Annotated in this window: 17 protein-coding genes; 13 read left to right on the plus strand and 4 right to left on the minus strand. The window is 72.5% G+C overall.

Annotated features, from left to right (window positions below):
• Positions 1 to 127 precede the first annotated feature (127 nt).
• Complete coding sequence (locus K228_RS0105675; RefSeq protein WP_025617539.1) at positions 128 to 790, plus strand: GNAT family N-acetyltransferase; 663 nt, start codon at positions 128 to 130, stop codon at positions 788 to 790.
• Positions 791 to 1038: 248 nt separating this feature from the next.
• Here the strand turns inward: K228_RS0105675 and K228_RS0105680 are convergent, their stop codons facing one another.
• Positions 1039 to 2499, minus strand: a complete 1461-nt coding sequence (locus K228_RS0105680) for a glycoside hydrolase family 3 N-terminal domain-containing protein (RefSeq protein ID WP_025617540.1) — start codon at positions 2497 to 2499, stop codon at positions 1039 to 1041.
• A gap of 117 nt (positions 2500 to 2616) precedes the next feature.
• Between K228_RS0105680 and K228_RS0105685 the strand changes: the two genes are divergently transcribed.
• From K228_RS0105685 to K228_RS0105695, 3 genes are all read left to right on the plus strand, one after another.
• Positions 2617 to 3792 carry an ROK family transcriptional regulator gene (locus K228_RS0105685; RefSeq protein ID WP_025617541.1) on the plus strand — a complete coding sequence of 392 codons (1176 nt, stop codon included), beginning with the start codon at positions 2617 to 2619 and terminating at the stop codon, positions 3790 to 3792.
• A 119-nt stretch (positions 3793 to 3911) separates the two neighbouring features.
• Complete coding sequence (locus tag K228_RS0105690) at positions 3912 to 4754, plus strand: ABC transporter ATP-binding protein (RefSeq protein ID WP_025617542.1); 843 nt, start codon at positions 3912 to 3914, stop codon at positions 4752 to 4754.
• Positions 4755 to 4831: 77 nt separating this feature from the next.
• Complete coding sequence (locus K228_RS0105695; protein WP_025617543.1) at positions 4832 to 5728, plus strand: ribokinase; 897 nt, start codon at positions 4832 to 4834, stop codon at positions 5726 to 5728.
• Positions 5729 to 5796: 68 nt separating this feature from the next.
• Here the strand turns inward: K228_RS0105695 and K228_RS0105700 are convergent, their stop codons facing one another.
• Together K228_RS0105700 and K228_RS0105705 are read right to left on the minus strand one after the other, a co-directional pair.
• Complete coding sequence (locus K228_RS0105700) at positions 5797 to 6276, minus strand: DUF6232 family protein (protein ID WP_025617544.1); 480 nt, start codon at positions 6274 to 6276, stop codon at positions 5797 to 5799.
• A 79-nt stretch (positions 6277 to 6355) separates the two neighbouring features.
• Positions 6356 to 6871 (minus strand): DUF6232 family protein, encoded by a 516-nt coding sequence (locus K228_RS0105705; RefSeq protein ID WP_025617545.1) that lies wholly within the window; start codon positions 6869 to 6871, stop codon positions 6356 to 6358.
• Between the two features lie 97 nt (positions 6872 to 6968).
• Between K228_RS0105705 and K228_RS0105710 the strand changes: the two genes are divergently transcribed.
• Both K228_RS0105710 and K228_RS0105715 read left to right on the plus strand, forming a co-directional pair.
• Entirely contained in the window at positions 6969 to 7742 is a 774-nt protein-coding gene (locus K228_RS0105710; protein ID WP_025617546.1) for an enoyl-CoA hydratase/isomerase family protein, read from the plus strand.
• 72 nt (positions 7743 to 7814) lie between these two features.
• Positions 7815 to 9437 (plus strand): acetolactate synthase, encoded by a 1623-nt coding sequence (locus K228_RS0105715; protein WP_025617547.1) that lies wholly within the window; start codon positions 7815 to 7817, stop codon positions 9435 to 9437.
• A gap of 6 nt (positions 9438 to 9443) precedes the next feature.
• On the opposite strand, the gene K228_RS0105720 is transcribed toward K228_RS0105715, so the two are convergent.
• On the minus strand, positions 9444 to 9851 hold the full coding sequence (locus K228_RS0105720; RefSeq protein ID WP_025617548.1) for a PLD nuclease N-terminal domain-containing protein: 408 nt from the start codon (positions 9849 to 9851) through the stop codon (positions 9444 to 9446).
• A gap of 64 nt (positions 9852 to 9915) precedes the next feature.
• Here K228_RS0105720 and K228_RS0105725 point away from each other — a divergent pair, with 64 nt between their 5' ends.
• The 7 genes from K228_RS0105725 to K228_RS0105755 all read left to right on the plus strand — a co-directional run bounded on the left by K228_RS0105725 (position 9916) and on the right by K228_RS0105755 (position 18672).
• Complete coding sequence (locus tag K228_RS0105725; protein WP_025617549.1) at positions 9916 to 10329, plus strand: hypothetical protein; 414 nt, start codon at positions 9916 to 9918, stop codon at positions 10327 to 10329.
• Positions 10330 to 10509: 180 nt separating this feature from the next.
• Positions 10510 to 11289: an electron transfer flavoprotein subunit beta/FixA family protein gene (locus K228_RS0105730; protein ID WP_025617550.1), complete on the plus strand. Its 780-nt coding sequence runs from the start codon at positions 10510 to 10512 to the stop codon at positions 11287 to 11289.
• Between the two features lie 14 nt (positions 11290 to 11303).
• Positions 11304 to 12263 carry an electron transfer flavoprotein subunit alpha/FixB family protein gene (locus tag K228_RS0105735; RefSeq protein ID WP_025617551.1) on the plus strand — a complete coding sequence of 320 codons (960 nt, stop codon included), beginning with the start codon at positions 11304 to 11306 and terminating at the stop codon, positions 12261 to 12263.
• Between the two features lie 159 nt (positions 12264 to 12422).
• A complete protein-coding gene (locus K228_RS0105740; RefSeq protein WP_025617552.1) occupies positions 12423 to 15131 on the plus strand; it encodes an HAD-IC family P-type ATPase in 2709 nt (902 codons plus the stop codon).
• Positions 15132 to 15222: 91 nt separating this feature from the next.
• Positions 15223 to 16395 (plus strand): cysteine desulfurase family protein, encoded by a 1173-nt coding sequence (locus K228_RS0105745; protein ID WP_025617553.1) that lies wholly within the window; start codon positions 15223 to 15225, stop codon positions 16393 to 16395.
• A 143-nt stretch (positions 16396 to 16538) separates the two neighbouring features.
• Positions 16539 to 17612 carry a tRNA 2-thiouridine(34) synthase MnmA gene (gene mnmA, locus K228_RS0105750; protein ID WP_188116172.1) on the plus strand — a complete coding sequence of 358 codons (1074 nt, stop codon included), beginning with the start codon at positions 16539 to 16541 and terminating at the stop codon, positions 17610 to 17612.
• 52 nt (positions 17613 to 17664) lie between these two features.
• Positions 17665 to 18672 carry a uroporphyrinogen decarboxylase/cobalamine-independent methonine synthase family protein gene (locus K228_RS0105755; protein ID WP_025617555.1) on the plus strand — a complete coding sequence of 336 codons (1008 nt, stop codon included), beginning with the start codon at positions 17665 to 17667 and terminating at the stop codon, positions 18670 to 18672.
• Positions 18673 to 18723: the final 51 nt, after the last annotated feature.

Genomic DNA, 18723 nt, shown 5'->3' on the forward strand with positions numbered 1-18723 from the left:
AGCCGCGACAATCAGCTTAAGATCTTGCGAGGCGGTTACGGCCGTCGCCACCGGCGGTGGTCCGCGAACCGTGGGGCACTCCGGACGCGGCGGGCGGTGCGCGACGAGCGGACCTCGAAGGAGGGCGATGGGCAGTCGGCGGCTCTACCTGCACCTGGCCACCTGGCTGGGGCAGTGGCCCGCTGGCCCGGGTCTGCACGTGGTCGCCGCTCGACGTCGGGCCCAGCCCGCCTGGGACGGTCGGCTCCGACCGGCGATCGCCGTCTCCGCCGGGGAGCACCAGGTGCTCTCCGTAGCGCCGGAACGGGTCGCCGTCATCCGGGAACTGGCCCGGGGCTCGTCCCGGCGGCTCCTTGCCGGCCTGCCGGCGGCTGTCGGTCACCCCGACTGGGTGGTGCACGACGACGTGTTTCGGTGGACCGAGGATCCCGCACCACTGCCGGAGGTCGGTGAGTGGATCCCACCGACGTCGCCCGGCCTGCCGCCCTGGCTCCGACTGTTCGACCGGCCGGTGCTGGTGGTGCGCGACGACCGTGGCCGGTACCGGGCCGGGGTCGGCGTCAAGTGGCACGACGCGTACGGCGGGGAACTGGCGGTGGGCACCGTACCGGCAGCCCGGGGGCGGGGGCTGGCCCGTCGGCTGGTCGCCCAGGCGGCGCGCCGAGTCCTCGCCGAGGGAGCGGTACCGACGTACCTGCACAGTCGACGGAACGTGGCCTCGGCCCGGGTGGCCGAGGCGGCCGGGTTCCCCGACCGGGGCTGGCGGTCGTTCGGGGTCTACCCGGGCTGAGTCGGCCGGCTCGCGCCGTCGGGAGTGGGTAGGGCGCGGACCGGAGTTCCCGGGCCGGAACCCCGGTCCGCGTCCTTCCCCCAGGCCCCGCTGGCCGCCCGGGGGCGGATCGCCGGATGCAGTTGTGACGCTACGTATTTAGCGGCGGGTAGGCAAGGGGTGATCAGAGGTGTTGGTGTGTCGAAAACTGGACTCTGACCTGCGGTAGAAGCTGCACAGCCGGCTGGAGTGGCCAGTGACGGAGCGTGCTAGGCGTGTCCGGTGGTCAGCCCGAGGACTTCGGCGGCTGCTCGGCCATTGGCGTGGCTGGCGCCGTACGTGGTGACGAAGGCGCGCACTCCCGGCGGCCGCCACGACCCGGGCCAGCCCATCTCGACCACCACCACCGGGTGCTGTGCGGCGAGCGCCGTGACCAGGCCGGTGGCGCCGGGCAGCAGGTGTAGCCGCCGGCCGACCAGGACGATCGTCCGCTCGCCGGCGATCCGCCGCAAGGTCACCGGGTCCGTGTCGGTGGCGACGACCCGTAGCTGCTCGGCGTCGGTGAGGTGCGGGCCGAGTCCCCACGGCACCCGTGCCTCGGCGACTGTCGAGGTGGCGTGCAGCTGCACCACCAGGGGGCGGCCGAGCCCGGTCAGCGTGCCCTCCACCCGGACCGCCCGGCGGGCGGCGGCGTACCCGAGCTGGGTGGGCAGGGCGTCGGTGGCGCCCGTGCTCCGGGGCCAGGCGGCGAGTTCGGCGGTACGGCCGGCTGCCTCCTCGACCCGTGCCCGCTCCAGCCGGCCGTCGGCGAGCGCTGCCCCGATCTCGTTGGCGACCTGCTCGACCAGGCCAGCATCGACCCGCGCGCCGATGCAGAGCAGGTCCGCCCCGGCGGCAAGCGCCGCGACGGCGGCCGGGCCCACCCCGCCCGCGGCCGACGCCGCGCCCTTCATCTCGAGGGCGTCGGTGACGACGGCCCCGGTGAAGCCGTACTCGTGGCGCAGCAGTTCAACCAGGGCTGCCCGGCTGAAGGTGGCCGGTCCCTCCCCGGTCAGCGTCGGGATCCGAATGTGCGCCGTCATCACCGCCCGGGTGTCGGCGGCGACCACCGCCGCGAACGGCGGTAGGTCCCGCTGGCGGAGGAGCGTCAGGGGGGCATTGATCGTGGGTAGTTCGTGGTGCGAGTCGGCGAGCGTGGCACCGTGGCCGGGGAAGTGCTTGGCGCAGGCGGCCACCCCGCCGTGCTGCAGGCCGGCCACCGCGGCGGCAGCATGTGCGGCCACCCGGTCCGGGTCGCGACCGAAGGAGCGGGTGCCGATCACCGGGTTCTCGTCGGTGCTGTTGACGTCAACGGCCGGGGCCAGGTTGACGGTGATGCCGAGGGCGGCCAACTCCGCTCCGATGGCCTCGTGGACACGTCGGGTCAGCGCCACGTCGCCGATCGCGCCGAGTGCGGCGTTGCCGGGGTACGGGCTTCCGGTCGCGTGCGCGAGGCGGGTGATGTCTCCGCCCTCCTCGTCGATCGCAATCAGTACGTCGGACCGGGCGGCACGGAGGGTGGCGGTGCTCGCCGCCACCTGTTCGGGGCTGTGCACGTTGGTGCCGAAGAGCGTGTGTCCGGCGAGGCCCGCACCAACCAGGTCGACCGCCCACTGTGGTGGGACCGGGCCCGGGTAGGCGGCGAGCAGGGTGCCCAACGCGAGGCGGCGAATCCCTGGGTCCGGCCCCATGTGTTCCCCTGTCTCCTGTCGATACGGTCGATTACCCGCTCCGTCGGTGACCGTTACGCTACGGTTACCTCTTTCGTCGTTGCGTGTGGCTGGTTTTATGAAATCTCGAGGACTGGCATGACTATGACCCGGCTCCCCGGCACCCCCCGCCTGTTGCGGGCACTCAATGACCGCGCGGCGCTGGAGCTGCTGCTGGAGCAGGGCCCGCTGACCCGAGCGCGGCTGGGCGAGCTGACCGGTCTGTCCAAGGTGACCGCGTCCCAGCTGGTCGAGCGGCTCGAGGAGCGGGGCCTGGTCACCCGGGTCGGTGAGCAGGCGGGTGGCCGGGGCCCGAACGCCCAGCTGTACGCGGTCCGGCCGGGCAGCGCCCACGTGGTGGGGGTGGATTTCGGGGCCGAACGGGTGGTCGCGGCCTGCGCGGACATCACCGGGGCGGTGGTCGGCCGCTCCGAGCAGCCAACCGGCGATACCGACGACCCGGTCGACGTGGTGCACAACGCCGTCGTTACGGCCGCGAGCAGCGCCGAGGCACCGCTGTCAACCGTACGCCGGGTCGTCCTGGGCGCCCCCGGTCTCGTCGACCCGACCAGTGGCGACATCACCTTCGCGTTCAACCTGCCGCGGTGGCACGCTGGCCTGCTCGGCGCGCTTCGGGACGACCTGCGCACCCCCGTGGTCTTCGAGAACGACGTCAACCTGGTGGCGATGGCCGAGGCGCGGTCGGGAGCGGCGCAGGGCGTAGCTGACTTCGTCCTGGCCTGGGTGGACGCCGGGATCGGGCTGGCCATCGTGATCGGCGGGCGGCTGCACCACGGCAGCACCGGCGCCGCCGGAGAGATCGGCTGGCTGCCGGTGCCCGGGGTGCCGATCCCGCATGCCGCTGCCCTTCGTACGAAGCCCGCGTTCCAGCAGCTCGTCGGCGGGGAAGCGGTTCGCGGGCTCGCCCAGGAGCATGGGTATCCCGCCGACACGGCGGCCGGTGGGGTCGCCGCGGCGGTGGCCGACGGCGCGGCGGGTGCCCCGATGCTGGACGAGCTGGCCCGTCGGCTCGCGCTCGGCGTGACGAGTACCTGTGTGGTGTTGGATCCACCGCTGGTGGTCCTGGCCGGTGCGGTCGGCCGGGCCGGCGGGGCGGCGTTGGCCGAAAGAGTGCAGCGAGAGGTGGCGGCGATCGCTCTGGTTCGGCCGCGGGTGGTGCCGACCGGGCTGACCGAGGAGCCGATACTGCGCGGCGCGCTGCACACCGCCCTGGAGGCGGTCCGGGACGAGGTGTTCGGCTCCACGACGAGCTGACCGGCGGGGACGGTGTGGTGGTGCGGCTGGCCGACGCTCCACCGGTCGGACAGCGCTTCGCTTCGGTAGCTCCTTCGGGGGCCCGGGTGTAGCTCACCGGTGCGTGGTTGGATGGAGTTGTGACTGGTGCCCTGATCTCCGGCCCCTCCGGTGCCGCCCCCGCCCCCGCCTCCGTGGACGCGGATCTGGTGGTCAGCCTCGACGGCGTGACCGTGCGCCGCGCTGGTGCGGCCCTGCTGCACGACGTTGACTGGCAGGTCGAGCTGGACGAGCGCTGGGTTGTGCTGGGCCCCAACGGTGCCGGTAAGACCACGCTGCTCAACCTGGCCGGTGGTCGACTGCACCCGACCGCCGGGCTCGCCCACGTCTTGGGCGAGCAGCTCGGTCGTACCGACCTGACCGAGTTGCGGACGCGGATCGGGCTCTCGACCGCAGCCCTCGCCGAGCGGATCCCCACCGAGGAGCGGGTCGTGGACGTGGTGGTGACCGCGTCCTGGTCCGTGGTGGGCCGCTTTCGGGAGAAGTACGACAGCGGCGACGAGACCCGAGCCCGAGCCCTGCTCGGCCAGCTCGGCGTCGGAGACCTCGCCGACCGCCGGTACGGCACCCTCTCCGAGGGCGAGCGTAAGCGAGTACAGATCGCCCGAGCGTTGATGACCGACCCGGAGCTGTTGCTGCTCGACGAGCCCGCCGCGGGGCTTGACCTGGGGGGCCGCGAAGAGCTGGTGGCCCGGCTCGCGGAGCTGGCTTCGGACCCGGATGCCCCGGCCCTGGTGTTGGTCACCCACCACGTGGAGGAGATCCCGCCCGGCTTCACCCACGCGTTGCTGCTGCGCGACGGGGACGTGGTGGCGCAGGGCCTGCTGACCGATGTCGTCACCGGGGACAATCTCAGCAAAGCGTTCGGGCTGTCCCTGGTGGTCGAGCGGCACGGCGACCGCTACACCGCCCGCGCCGGTTGAGGCACGGCGTGGCCCGTGTCTGGCCGTGACCGGGTAGGGATTCCGCAGCCCCCAACCCGCACAACCGGAGGTGCTCAATGTCACGGACCCGGGTGGTCGTCCTGGGTAGCGCCAACATGGACCTTGTGGCGACCGCCGCGGCGCTGCCGCGACCGGGGGAGACGCTGCTCGGCGCGGACTTCGTCATGGTGCCGGGGGGCAAGGGTGCCAACCAGGCCATCGCGGCAGCGCGAGCCGGCGCGGCCTGCACGTTCCTCGGCGCCATCGGCTCCGACGCCTTCGGCGTCACCCTGCGCGCCCGCGTCACCGCGGCCGGAGTGGACACCAGCCAGCTGCGGGTCGCGTACGGCGCCTCCGGGGTCGCCCTGGTGATGGTCAACGCCGAGGGGGAGAACGCCATCGTGGTCAGCCCCGGCGCAAACGCCACGATGACCGAGCTGACCGAGTCGGAGCTGACCGCCATCCGTGAAGCGGATGTGCTGGTCGCCCAGTTGGAGATCCCGGTAGAGACCGTTACCGAGGCGGCGGTGGCGGCGCGTGCCGCCGGCACCCGCGTGGTGCTCAACGCTGCGCCGGCCCGGACCGTGCCGCCGGAGCTCTTCGCCGCCACCGACGTGCTGGTGGTCAACGAGAGCGAGGCACAGACCCTCACCGGCCACGGTCGGGACAAGCCAGCGGCGCTGTTGGAGCTGACCCCCCGGGCGGTGCTCACCCTCGGCGTCGCCGGCGCCTGGTATAGCGACCGGGACGGCGGCTGCGTGCGCGTCCCGGCGGTGCCGGTCGAGACGGTTGACTCGACCGCGGCCGGGGACGCGTTCTCGGCCGCGCTCGCGGTCGGCTGGGGGGAGGGGCGCGACCTGGTGGACGCGGCGCGGTGGGCGACGGGTGCCGGCGCGGCGTGTGTCCGGCGGCTCGGCGCATCGGTGGCGTTGCCCCGCCGGGACGAGATCGACGAGTTGTACCGGCCGGGCTGACTCTTCAGCACCGCGCGCCACGGCGGGGGTGGCCGTGGCGGCCCGGGCGGGATGTCCTGGCCGCCCGGTCACCGGTCGTAGGTCTGCTGTTCGACGGCGCGCTGCACGGCGCGGTAGATCTGGCCGAACCGGAGCGCGTCCGGCGTGCGCAGGAGCAGCAGCTCGCGGCCCTGCGCCTGCACCCACAGCTCGTGTACGCGGTTTCCCCGCTCGTAGGAGCGGTCCAGCCAGCCGAGCGGGATCTCCAGGAAGGGCACCACGGCCAGCGCGAGTAGCAGACACCCGGCGAGGGTGAGCAGCACCGGCAGCCAACCTCGCTCCGGTGCTGACCAGACCAGCGAGAGCGCGCAGACCACTGCCGCCAGGGGCGGCAGTGACAACAGCAGTACCAGGCCAGTGCGGCTGAGCAACCGCCCGCGGACGGCGAGGGTGGTGCGCCCCTTCGTGTGCCAGACGTACCTGATCTCGGCGACCGGCACCCGGAGCCCGCCCGACCGGATCGCCTCGGAGGTCACCTGCACCGCGTCGTCCCGGTAATAGAGGGTCATCATTAACTTTAACCGGGGTCGGTCGGTGCGGGTCGGCCCGATCGGGTCGGGTGCCGACCCCTACTTTGGTGCCGGGCCGCTACGGGCTGGTGGCGCGGGAGCGGTCCGATCTCGCCGCCGGGTGCGGTGGTTGGGGAGCCGGCTGACTGGCTTCGATGGCGCGCTGCAGGGCTCGGTAGATCTGTCCGAACCGCACCGCGTCCGCGGTCGCCAGCAGCAGCATTGGCCGGCCCTGCCAGCGGAGCCAGATCTCCAGCCGGCGGCTGCCCCGGGCGTACGAGCGGACCAGGTGTTCGAAGAGGAAGTCGGCGACCGGCCCGACCGCGAGCCCGACCAGCACCGAGGCGCCGATGATGGCGAGGGTGATGGTGGGGGAGCGGCCGAGCCAGAGCGCGAGCGCGATGCCCGCCGCAGCGGCGACCAGCGGGCCGGCCAGGGCCGCGCCGATCGCGCCGCGGCCTGCCAGCACTCGCCAGGAGCGGCTGCCGCGGTGGTGCCACAGGGCGCTGATTTCGGCCAGCGGGAAGGTCTGGTCCACCACCTGGACAGCTGTGGAGGTGACCTGAATCGATTTATCGTGGTAATACGTGACCATCTCGGAACTCCCGGTGCCGGGGCTGGCGCCAGACTACGGCCCCAGTGGCCGGGCCGTAAGGTTGGCACGCGACTTCGACGAGGAAGTGAGGGACAGCGTGGGCGAGTTCGTGCGGCTGGAGATCAAGGACGGGATCGGCACCATCCGGTTGGAGCGGCCGCCGATGAATGCGCTGAACACCCAGGTGCAGGAGGAACTGCGCGCCGCGGCGAGCGAGGCGGAGGGTGACCCGGCCGTCCGCGCGGTCATCGTGTACGGCGGGGACCGGGTCTTCGCCGCTGGGGCGGACATCAAGGAGATGGCGGACATGTCCTACGTGGACATGTCGGAGCGGGCCGTCGCGCTCTCCAGCGCGCTGGGGGCGATCGCCCGGATCCCCAAGCCGGTGGTCGCCGCGATCACCGGGTACGCCCTCGGCGGCGGCTGCGAGCTGGCCCTCGCCTGCGACTGGCGGGTGGTCGCCGAGGACGCCAAGCTCGGTCAGCCGGAGATCAAGCTCGGGGTCATTCCCGGCGCCGGTGGCACCCAGCGGCTGGCCCGCCTGGTCGGCCCGGCCCGCGCCAAGGATCTGATCATGTCGGGTCGGATGGTGGATGCCCCGGAGGCGCTCCGGATCGGGTTGGCCGACCGGGTGGTTCCCGCCGCCGAGGTCTACCCCGCTGCGGTGGCCCTGGTGCAGCCGTACCTGACCGGGCCGGTGCAGGCCCTGCGCGCGGCGAAGCTGGCGGTCGACGGTGGCCTGGAGATGGATCTGACCTCCGGCCTGGCCTGGGAGAGCCAGCTCTTCGCGGCGCTGTTCGCCACCGACGACCGGCGGGAGGGCATGGCGGCCTTCGTGGAGAAGCGCAAGCCGGACTTCACCGGACGTTGATCCGAGGCGTTCCCATTCCGGCTACCCCTGGGTAGCGTATGCCCAGATCTTCCGCGGGCAGGGGAGCTGGTCATGTCGGAGCGGATCGAGGGGCACGGCGGGGCGCTCGCGCTGGCGGCGCTGCGGGCACACGGGGTCCGGGAGATGTTCACCCTCTCCGGTGGGCATGTCTTCCCGCTCTACGCCGCCGCGCACCAGCTCGGGTTTCCGATCTATGATGTCCGGCACGAGCAGTCGGCGGTCTTCGCGGCCGAGGCGGTCGCGAAGCTGCAGCGCCGCCCCGGCCTCGCCGTGCTGACCGCCGGACCGGGCGTCACCAACGGCATTTCCGGCCTGACCAGTTCCTTCTTCAACGGGTCACCAATCCTGGTGCTCGGTGGACGAGCACCACAGTTTCGGTGGGGGGCGGGCAGTCTCCAGGAGCTGGATCACCTGCCGTTGGTCACCCCGGTGACCAAGCACGCCGAGACGGTGTTGCGCCCCGAGGACATCCCCCGGGCGGTGGGTGCCGCGTTGACCACGGCGCTCACCCCGCATCGTGGCCCGGTTTTTGTGGACCTCCCCCTGGAGGTGGCCTTCTCGGTGGCCGACGCCGACCTGCCCGCCGTCGCCCCGATCGCCCCGATCGAGGCGGACCCGGCGGAGGTGGCGAAGGCCGCCGACCTGATCGCCCAGGGGCAGCGCCCGGTGCTCATCGCCGGCTCCGACGTCTACGCCGGCGATGCCGTTGCCGCCCTGCGCGCGGTGGCCGAGGCCCTCGCGGTGCCGGTCTTCACCAATGGCATGGGCCGGGGCGTGCTGCCGCCGGAGCACCCGCTCGCGTTCGTCAAGTCCCGCCGGACGGCGTTGCGGAAGGCCGACGTGGTGGTGGTCGTCGGCACACCGCTGGACTTCCGGCTCAACTTCGGCGAATTCGGCGCCGCGGCGGTGGTGCACGTTGTGGACGCGCCGAGTCAGCGTGCCGAGCACCGCCAGCTGGCCGCCGCGCCCGCTGGCGACCTCCGACTGATCCTGTCCGCCTTCGCCGACCACCCCGGCACCCGCGCCGACCACACAGAGTGGGTCGCCGAGTTGCGGGCCGCCGAGGACGCCGCCCGCACCCGTGACGCCGTGGAGATGGCCGCGGAGACCGACCCGATCCGGCCCGCCCGGGTCTACGGCGAGCTGCGCCGGGTACTGGCCCGGGACGCGATCACCATTGGCGACGGTGGCGACTTTGTCTCGTACGCGGGCCGGTACCTGGAGCCCGCCCAGCCCGGCACCTGGCTCGATCCCGGTCCGTATGGCTGCCTCGGCACCGGGATGGGCTACGCCATGGGTGCTCGGGTGACCCACCCCGACCGGCAGATCTGCGTCCTGATGGGGGACGGTGCGGCCGGCTTCTCCCTGCTGGACGTGGAGTCGTTGGTCCGGCAGCGGTTGCCGGTGGTGATCGTCGTGGGCAACAACGGCATCTGGGGGCTGGAAAAGCATCCGATGCGGGCACTCTACGGCTACGACGTGGCCGCCGACCTTCAGCCGGAGCTGCGTTACGACCAGGTGGTCCAGGCGTTGGGCGGCGCGGGCGAGACCGTGACGAAGGCAGCCGACCTGGGGGCGGCGCTGCGGCGGGCCTTCGAGGCCGGGGTGCCGTATCTGGTCAACGTGGTGACTGACCCGGCTGACGCGTACCCCCGGTCGTCGAATCTCGCCTGAGGCGGGTCAGGCCTCGGGCCGCTTCTGCTCATCATCCCGGCGGCGAAGATCGTCCTCGCGGCGGCGCAGGTCCTCCTCCCAGCGGCGGAAGAGCTCCTGGTCGGCCCGGTTCTGGGTGCGTTCCTCGACCGAACGGAGAAACTCGGGGTCGTCGTCCGGGGCGATCGGGCGGCGCCGGCGCCCGGTGAGACCGTTGCCGACCGGCCGTCCGGCTCCGGGTTGACCGACTCTGGACTCGCGGCCGGCGACGAACCAGGCGATCGAGCCGACCAGCGGGAAGAAGAGGATGACCAGCACCCAGGCGATCCGGGGCAGGGCGCGGATGTCGCCCTCCTCGGCCGAGAGGCAGCTGATCAACGCGACGACGGCGAGGACGACCTGCGCGAGGAAGAGGAGAACGTACAGCCGAGCCATGACACCATCATGACGTACCCGTGGTTGTTGCCACACCCCACGGCGGGTGCGACATCTACACTCCGTGATCATGGAGCAGCGGTTGACGGACGAGGAGCGGTTGACCCTCCGTACGGGCGCCTTCGGCGCGGTCGTCCTCGTGTCAAATGTGGAGCCCGGTGTGCTGGCGCTGGTCCGGGAGAGCTTCGCGGCCTCCGCCCCGTTGGCGGATTCCAGCGGGGTGGTCAAGGCGGCGCTGACCAGCGGTTCCTTGCCTCGGCTGCCGCGCGAGTCGGAGCTTGAGATCGAATCCGTGGTGCTTCCGGCGTTGACCCGGGCGGTGGCGATCCTGCGCGAGAAATCTCCGCAGGACGTGCGGACCTACCGGGAGGTGGTGTTGGCCGCTGCCGACCAGGCGGCCGGGGCGCACCGGGGGGTCACCCCGCCGGAGGCGGCGATGATCGAGCGCATCCGGGACGCGCTGGCGGAGCCGGCCTGAGCCGCGTCGGTGAGCTGTGTCACCATACGGTCTCCGGAGCTGGAAGCTACTTGTGGGTAACATGGCGTCGTGGGCAACCGCACAGCGTCCGCGGTTGACCGCGCGTTGAGTTACGCGGGAGGCTGCGCCCCAGACCGGGCGAGCGAATCGCACCAAACACAGGAGGGTCGTCGAAGCGCGATGAATATCGTCGTACTCGTCAAGCAGGTGCCCGATTCGGGCGCGGACCGCAACCTGCGCACTGACGACAACACCGTCGACCGCGGTTCGGCGAACAACGTCATCAACGAGATGGACGAGTACGCCATCGAGGAGGCGTTGAAGATCAAGGAGGCGCACGGCGGCGAGGTCACCATCCTGACCATGGGGCCCGGCCAGGCGACCGAGTCGATCCGCAAGGCGCTCTCCATGGGCCCGGACAAGGCCGTACACGTCCTGGACGACGCCCTGGCCGGCTCCTGCTCGGTGACCACCGCCAAGGTGCTCGGCGCCGCGCTCGGGCAGCTGAACGCCGATCTGGTGCTCTGCGGTGCCGAGTCCACCGACGGCCGGGTCCAGGTCCTGCCGCACATGATCGCCGAGCGGCTCGGCGTCGCCGCGCTGACCGGCGCTCGTAAGCTCACCGTTGACGGCGGCACGCTCACCATCGAGCGGCAGACCGAGGAGGGCTACGAGGTGGTCACCGCCGAGACCCCCGCCGTGGTCTCCGTCTGGGACACCATCAACGAGCCGCGCTACCCCTCCTTCAAGGGCATCATGGCCGCCAAGAAGAAGCCGGTGCAGACCCTGGCCCTGGGCGACCTCGGTGTGGCCCCGGCCGAGGTGGGCCGCGCCGGCGCGACCAGCGCCGTGTTGGAGCACAGCAAGCGCCCGCCGCGCTCCAGCGGCACGAAGGTCACCGACGAGGGCGCCGGCGGCACGCAGCTGGTCGAGTTCCTCGCCACCGAGAAGTTCGTGTGAGAGCAGGTCTGGACATGTCTGAGGTTCTCGTCGTCGTCGAAGCCACCCGGGAGTTCGGCGTCAAGAAGGTCACCCTGGAGATGCTCACCCTCGCCCGCAGCCTGGGCACGCCGAGCGCGGTCGTGCTCGGTGGCCCCGGCGCCGCCGAGGCGCTGAGCGCGAAGCTGGGTGAGTACGGGGCAGCGAAGATCTACGCCGCCGAGAGTGCGGAGATCGACGGCTACCTGGTCGCGCCCAAGGCCACCGTCCTGGCCGAGTTGGTTGCGCGGGTGCAGCCCGCCGCCGTGCTGCTCGCCTCCGCCCAGGAGGGCAAGGAGATCGCCGCTCGGCTCGCGGTGAAGCTCGACAACGGCATCCTGACCGACGTGGTCGGGCTGGACGCCGACGGCACCGCGACGCAGGTCGTCTTCGCCGGTTCCACCATCGTGAAGTCCAAGGTCACCCGTGGCCTGCCGCTGGTTACCGTTCGGCCGAACTCGATCACTCCGGAACCGGCCGCGGCCACCCCGGCCGTCGAACAGCTCACCGTCTCGGTCCCGGCCGCCGACAAGCTGGCCCGGGTCGTCAACCGGGTCGCCGAGCAGAAGGGCAGCCGGCCGGAGCTGACCGAGGCCTCGGTCGTCGTCTCCGGCGGCCGTGGGGTCGGCACCGCCGACAACTTCAAGCTCGTCGAGGAGCTGGCGGACCTGCTCGGTGGCGCTGTCGGCGCATCCCGCGCCGCCGTCGACTCGGGCTACTACCCGCACCAGTTCCAGGTGGGTCAGACCGGCAAGACGGTCTCCCCGCAGCTCTACATCGCGCTCGGTATCTCCGGCGCGATCCAGCACCGGGCCGGCATGCAGACCTCAAAGACGATCGTCGCAGTCAACAAGGACGGTGAGGCGCCGATCTTTGAGCTCGCCGACTTCGGCGTGGTGGGCGATCTGTTCAAGGTCGTACCGCAGACCGCCGAGGAGATTCGCAAGCGCCGGTGAGCTGACTCGCCAGACCCGACCAGCGCCGGGAACCCGTCGGGTTCCCGGCGCTGGTCGGGTCCACGTCCGCCCACAACCCTACGGTCGCCGCGTCAACCTGCGAGGATGGCCTGCGTGCCCCGCACGCACCCCCGCCGAGGCAGGGAACGAGGAGCGCGGATGTCGAGGACGCCCGACCGGGGCCACCACGCGTTGGCCCTGCACGAAGTCGTGCTGCTGCTCGAGACCGACACCGAGCGTGGCCTGAGTGACGCGGCGGCGGCCGACCGCCGGGAGCGCTTCGGGGCCAACGTCCTGCCGGCCGCCACCCGTGGTGGCCTGCTCCGCCGGCTGCTCCGCCAGTTCCAGAACCCCCTCGTGTACGTGTTGGTGGGCGCCGGCCTCGTCACCCTGCTGCTCGCCGAGTACGTCGACTCGGTCGTGATCTTTGGTGTGGTCCTGGTCAACGCCCTGGTCGGGTTCCTGCAGGAGTCCAAGGCCGAGGCCGCGCTGGACGCGTTGCGGTCGATGGTGCGGACCGAGACCCGGGTGGTCCGGGATGGCCGACCGCGGCGGGTGCCGTCGGCGGAGGTCGTCCCCGGAGACCTGGTGCTGGTCGAGGCGGGGGAGAAGGTCCCCGCCGATCTGCGCCTGGCCCGCGCCGACGAGGTACGGGTCGACGAGTCGACCCTGACTGGTGAGTCGCAGCCCGTCCACAAGGACGAGGTCGTCGTGGCGGACGAGACGCCGGTGGCCGATCGCCGGAACGTCCTCTACTCCGGCACGCTCCTCACCGGCGGCTCGGCGGCCGGTCTGGTCATGGCCACCGGGGCCGAGACGGAGCTGGGTCGCATCCATCGCCTGGTCGGCAGCGCCCAGGTGCTGGACACCCCGCTGACGACCAAGCTGGCCCGATTCAGCCGGCTGCTCACCGTCGTGATCCTGGTGCTCGCCGGGGTGGCCTTCGGCGTCGGCCTCCTCCGGGGGGAGAGCGGCAGCGAAATGTTCACCGCCGCCGTGGCGTTGGCGGTCGGGGCCATCCCGGAGGGGCTGCCGGCGGCGGTGACGATCACGCTGGCGATCGGGGTGGGGCGGATGGCCCGCCGGCAGGCGGTGGTCCGGCGGCTGCCGGCGGTGGAGACGCTGGGCAGCACGACGGTGATCTGCACGGACAAGACCGGCACCCTGACCGAGAACCAGATGACGGTGCGGACGCTCTGGACGATCGCCGGCCGGCATGAGGTAACGGGCAGCGGATACCAGCCAGCCGGTGAGATCCGGGGTCCCGATGGCGCGGCCGCTCGGATCTCCGGTGCCGGGGCGCTGCGCTGGTCGCTGCTCACCGGGGTGGCCTGCAATGACGCCCGGTTGGCCGAGCGGGACGAGGAGTACGTGGTGCTCGGCGACCCGACCGAGGGCGCGATGCTGGTGGTGGCGGCCAAGGGTGGCCTGTGGGGTGCGGCTGTGGCCGACGAGCTGCCCCGGGTCGCGTCGATCCCGTTCACCTCGGAGCGGCAGTTCATGGCGACCCTGCACGACACCCGGGACGGCGGACGGGTGGTGCTGGTCAAGGGTGCGGTCGAGCGGCTGGTGGAGTGGAGCGTCGCGGCCCTGGACGAGCAGGGGCAACCGGTGCCACTGGACCGGGACGAGGTGCTGGCCGCCGCCGGAGCACTCGCCGGCGAGGGGCTACGGGTGCTGGCCACGGCGCAGGTGCGGATGGACGGTGATGCCGAGCTGGCGGAGCAGGAGTTGCCCGGCAGCCTGGTCTTCACCGGCCTGCACGCCATGCTTGATCCGCCCCGGGCCGCGGTTGCTGCGGCGGTCGCCGCCAGCCAGCGAGCCGGTATCTCGGTGAAGATGATCACCGGTGACCATCAGAGCACCGCGTGCGCCATCGCCGGTCGTCTCGGACTCCTGGACGCGGAGCCGGGGCCCGGCGCGGTGCTCTCCGGCTCCGACCTCGCGCGGCTCTCGCCCGCCGCCAGCCCGGCGGCGGTGGACAAGGCGGCGGTCTTCGCCCGGGTGTCGCCGGAGCAGAAGCTGCGGCTGGTGGAGGCGTTGCAGTCTGACGGGCAGGTGGTCGCCATGACCGGGGACGGGGTCAACGACGCGCCGGCCCTGCGGCAGGCCGATATCGGGGTGGCGATGGGACGCAGCGGCACCGAGGTGGCCAAGGAGGCGTCGGACATCATCCTCACCGACGACGACTTCACCACGATCGAGGCGGCCGTCGAGGAGGGGCGGGGGGTTTTCGCCAACCTCACCAAGTTCATTACCTGGACGTTGCCCACCAACGCGGCGGAGGGAATGCTGGTCCTCGTCGCCATTGTGCTCGGCACCGCGCTGCCCATCCTGCCCAGCCAGATCCTTTGGATCAACATGACCTCGGCGGTGCTGCTTGGCCTGACGCTCGCGTTCGAGCCGAAGGAGGACGGGATCATGTCCCGGCCGCCCCGAGATCCGGCCCAGCCGCTGCTGACCAGCGCATTGGTGATGCGGATTCTGCTCGTGTCCGCACTGGTCGTGGCCGGCGCCTGGTGGGTGTTCGAGTGGGAGCGCAGCGGTGGCGCGGAACTGGCGCAGGCCCGTACGGCGGCGGTGAACCTCGTCGTCGCCGTGCAGGTCTTCTATCTGTTCAGCTGTCGCTCGTTGCGCCACTCGGCGTGGCGGCTGGGGCTGTTCACCAATCGCTGGCTGATCGGTGGGGTGCTGCTTCAGGCCCTCGGCCAGGTGGCGCTCACCTACCTGCCGGTGCTGAACACCTTGTTCCGGACGGCGCCCATCGGCCTCGGTACGTGGCTGCGGATCCTGGGTGTCGCCCTTGTGGCCGGTGCCGTCGTGGCACTCGACAAGCGGTTCGGCTGGTTCGGCCGCCGGCTCGGTTGAGCAGCGCCGGCTCGCCCGCGCGGTGCGGCGCGTCCTTCCCGGGGCCCGCCGGTTTCCGGCTGACGCCGATCCGGTCGTTAGGCTGAGCCTGATGGCTTATCTGGATCATGCGGCGACCACTCCGATGCTCGACGTGGCATTGGAGGCGTACGTCGCCACCGCCCGCGAGGTCGGCAACGCCTCCGCCCTGCACGGGGCGGGCCGGCAGGCCCGCCGTCGAGTGGAGGAGTCGCGCGAGCGGGTGGCCGCCGCGCTGGGCGCCCGTCCCGCCGAGGTGATCTTCACGGGGGGCGGCACCGAGAGCGACAATCTCGCGGTCAAGGGCATCTTCTGGGCCCGCCGGTCGGCCGACCGGCGGCGGACCCGGGTGGTGTCCAGTGCGGTGGAGCACCACGCGGTGCTCGACGCCGTCGACTGGCTGGCCGCGCAGGAGGGCGCCGAGGTGAGCTGGCTTCCGGTCGATGCCCTCGGCCGGGTCACCCCGCAGCGGCTTCGCGCCGAACTGGCCGCCGCCGACCAGGTGGCGGTGATCACGACGATGTGGGCCAGCAACGAGGTGGGTACGGTTCAGCCGGTCGCCGAGTTGGCCGCGGTGGCCGCCGAGTACGGGGTGCCGCTGCACACCGACGCGATCCAGGCGGTCGGTCAGGTGGCGGTGGACTTCGCCGCCAGCGGCGTCTCGGCGCTCACCGTGACTGGGCACAAGCTCGGCGGGCCGGCCGGAGTGGGCGCCCTGGTGCTCGCCCGGGACGTCGCCGTGACCCCGCTGCTGCACGGTGGTGGCCAGGAGCGGGACGTCCGCTCGGGGACCTTGGACACGGCCGGAATCGTTGCTTTCGCGGTCGCCCTGGAGACGGCGGTCCGGCACCAACAGGAGTACGCGGCCCGGGTCGCCGCCCTCCGAGACGACCTCGTGACGCGGGTACGGCAGGCGGTTCCCGACGCGGTGCTCAACGGTGACCCGAATGATCGCCTGCCCGGCAATGCCCACTTCTCCTTCCCGGGCTGTGAGGGGGATGCGCTGTTGCTCCTGCTCGACGCGCAGGGCATCGCCTGCTCCACCGGCTCGGCGTGCTCGGCGGGGGTCGCCCAGCCGAGCCACGTGCTGCTCGCGATGGGCGCCGACAGCGCCCGCGCCCGCTCCTCGCTGCGCTTCACGCTCGGCCACACCAGCACACCGGAGGAGGTCGGCGCGCTGATCGCGGCTCTGCCGGAGGCGGTCGACCGGGCCCGGCGGGCCGGTAGCCTCCGCACCTCGCGCTGATCCCGTCGCCGCACGACGGCGGCGGTTGGCTCCGTGGACACCGCCGGCAGGGCGGGCGCGCTGGGTTTGGGGGCGGCGGCCGGGGTGGTTACGCTCGTCCGGGCACCACCGCGGTGCCCGACGGTGTGGGGAAGGTGGTCGGGGTGCGGGTGCTGGCGGCGATGTCGGGCGGCGTGGACTCCGCGGTCGCGGCGGCGCGGGCCGCCGAGGCGGGGCATGACGTGACCGGGGTGCACCTGGCGTTGGCCCGCAATCCGCAGACCTATCGCACCGGCGCCCGGGGCTGCTGCACGTTGGAGGACTCCCGGGACGCCCGACGGGCCGCCGATGTGCTCGGCCTCCCGTTCTACGTCTGGGACATGGCCGAGCGGTTCCAGGCCGACGTGGTGGACGACTTCGTCGCCGAGTACGCGGCCGGCCGTACGCCGAATCCCTGCCTTCGCTGCAACGAAAAGATCAAGTTTGCCGCGGTGCTGGACCGCGCCGTGGCCCTGGGCTTCGACGCCGTGGTCACCGGCCACCACGCGCGGCTCGGCGCCGACGGTTTGCTGCGTCGTAGCGTCGATCTCGCCAAGGACCAGTCCTACGTGCTCGGCGTGCTCACCCGCGAGCAGCTGAGCCGGTCGATGTTCCCGCTGGGGGACTCGACGAAGACGCAGGTCCGAGCGGAGGCAACCCGGCGCGGCCTGGCGGTGGCCGACAAGCCGGACTCGCACGACATCTGCTTCGTCGCCGACGGGGACACCCGGGGTTTCCTCGCCCAGCGGCTCGGTGCGACGCCCGGTGATGTTGTTGACGCCGCCACCGGCGAGGTGGTGGGCCGGCACACCGGGGCGTACGCCTACACCGTCGGGCAACGGCGCGGGCTGCACCTGGACCGCCCGGCCCCGGACGGTCGCCCCCGCTACGTCCTGTCGATCACCCCGAAGACCAACACGGTGACGGTGGGCCCGGCCGAGGCGTTGGCGGTGTCCCAGGTGCAGGCGCGACGTCCGGTGTGGATCGGTGGGCCCCGGCCGGCGGCTCCGGTCGAGTGCGAGGTGCAGCTGCGCGCGCACGGTGACGTGGTGCCGGCGACCGTGGCGGTGACCGGTGACGGGCTCCGGGCCGAGCTGCACCAGCCGGTGCGCGGGGTGGCGGCCGGGCAGGCGATCGTGGCCTACCGCCCGGACCCGGCGGGTGACATCGTGCTCGGCTCCGCCACCATCGCGGCCTGACCCACCCGGGTGGGGCGGCGGCGGTTGGCCGCGAATCGGATAGTCTTCGACCGTGAGTGATCAGCCGTGGCCGTGGCCCGCGGGTGCGGCGACCGGTGTCGGGTCGCTCCCCGGCACCGACATCGCGGAGGCCCAGCGGATCGCCCTCGGTGAGCTGCCCCTCCTCCCCCACCTGCCCGAGTTGCCCGCCCGTGGCCCGGGCGCGGAGCTGATCGGCCGGACGGCCGGGTTGCTGGTGGAGCTACCGGTCGAGCTCTACGCCGCCCGGTGGCGGGTCGCTCCCCGCCCCGGTCGGGACCGGCGCCGGGCCCGGGATCTGATGGAGCGGGATCTAGACCAACTCGCCGCGCAGGCCGAGGCGTACACCGGGCTGGTCAAGGTCCAGGTCGCCGGGCCGCTGACCCTCGCCGCGGCGGTGGAGCTGCCGGTGGGCGGCCGGTTGGTACGCGATCCCGGTGCGGTACGGGACCTGGCCGGCTCCCTGGCCGAGGGGGTGCGGGAGCACGTCGCTGCCGTCGCGCGCCGGCTGCCGCGGGCCTCGGTGCTGCTGCAGCTGGACGAGCCGTCGTTGCCGGCGGTACTCGCCGGGCGGGTGCCGACCGAGAGCGGGTTCGGGACATATCAGCCGGTGGAGTCGGGCCGGGCCCGCAGCCTGCTGCGCGAGGTCGCCGCCGCCGCCGACGTGCCGGTCGTGGTGCACTGCTGCGCCCCGGACGTGCCGCTGGAGCTGATCCGGGAGGTCGGCGCGGTCGGGGTGGCCCTCGATCTCGACCTGGTCACCGACCTGGATCCGCTGGGTGAGGCGATCGACGCCGGGCTGGGCCTCCTGGCCGGTGCCGCGCCCACGCAACCGGCGGCGGCCGGCAACCCACCGACGTCGGCGCAGGTCGCCGAGCGGGTCCGCCGGCTCTGGGACCGACTCGGATTCCCCCGTCAGCGGCTCGCCGAGCAGGTTGTCATCACACCGACCTGCGGGCTGGCGAACGCCACCGGTGGGCACACTCGAGCGGTCCTCACCGCCTGCCGGGACGCGGGACGGCGGTTGAGCGAGCAGGGGTGAACGACGCCGTCTGCGGGTGCTGGCCGACTCGGGCAACCGTCGCCAGCCGGT

The sequence above is a fragment of the Salinispora cortesiana genome (genome assembly GCF_000484695.1).
In the GTDB taxonomy this organism is placed as follows: domain Bacteria; phylum Actinomycetota; class Actinomycetes; order Mycobacteriales; family Micromonosporaceae; genus Micromonospora; species Micromonospora cortesiana.

Bases quoted from the DNA above. Each gene is read 5' to 3' on its own strand.
- K228_RS0105675 (WP_025617539.1), top strand. From the start codon at position 128: ATGGGCAGTCGGCGGCTCTACCTGCACCTGGCCACCTGGCTGGGGCAG.
- K228_RS0105680 (WP_025617540.1), bottom strand. From the start codon at position 2,499: ATGGGGCCGGACCCAGGGATTCGCCGCCTCGCGTTGGGCACCCTGCTC.
- K228_RS0105685 (WP_025617541.1), top strand. From the start codon at position 2,617: ATGACTATGACCCGGCTCCCCGGCACCCCCCGCCTGTTGCGGGCACTC.
- K228_RS0105695 (WP_025617543.1), top strand. From the start codon at position 4,832: ATGTCACGGACCCGGGTGGTCGTCCTGGGTAGCGCCAACATGGACCTT.
- K228_RS0105700 (WP_025617544.1), bottom strand. From the start codon at position 6,276: ATGACCCTCTATTACCGGGACGACGCGGTGCAGGTGACCTCCGAGGCG.
- K228_RS0105705 (WP_025617545.1), bottom strand. From the start codon at position 6,871: ATGGTCACGTATTACCACGATAAATCGATTCAGGTCACCTCCACAGCT.
- K228_RS0105715 (WP_025617547.1), top strand. From the start codon at position 7,815: ATGTCGGAGCGGATCGAGGGGCACGGCGGGGCGCTCGCGCTGGCGGCG.
- K228_RS0105720 (WP_025617548.1), bottom strand. From the start codon at position 9,851: ATGGCTCGGCTGTACGTTCTCCTCTTCCTCGCGCAGGTCGTCCTCGCC.
- K228_RS0105730 (WP_025617550.1), top strand. From the start codon at position 10,510: ATGAATATCGTCGTACTCGTCAAGCAGGTGCCCGATTCGGGCGCGGAC.
- K228_RS0105735 (WP_025617551.1), top strand. From the start codon at position 11,304: ATGTCTGAGGTTCTCGTCGTCGTCGAAGCCACCCGGGAGTTCGGCGTC.
- K228_RS0105740 (WP_025617552.1), top strand. From the start codon at position 12,423: ATGTCGAGGACGCCCGACCGGGGCCACCACGCGTTGGCCCTGCACGAA.
- K228_RS0105745 (WP_025617553.1), top strand. From the start codon at position 15,223: ATGGCTTATCTGGATCATGCGGCGACCACTCCGATGCTCGACGTGGCA.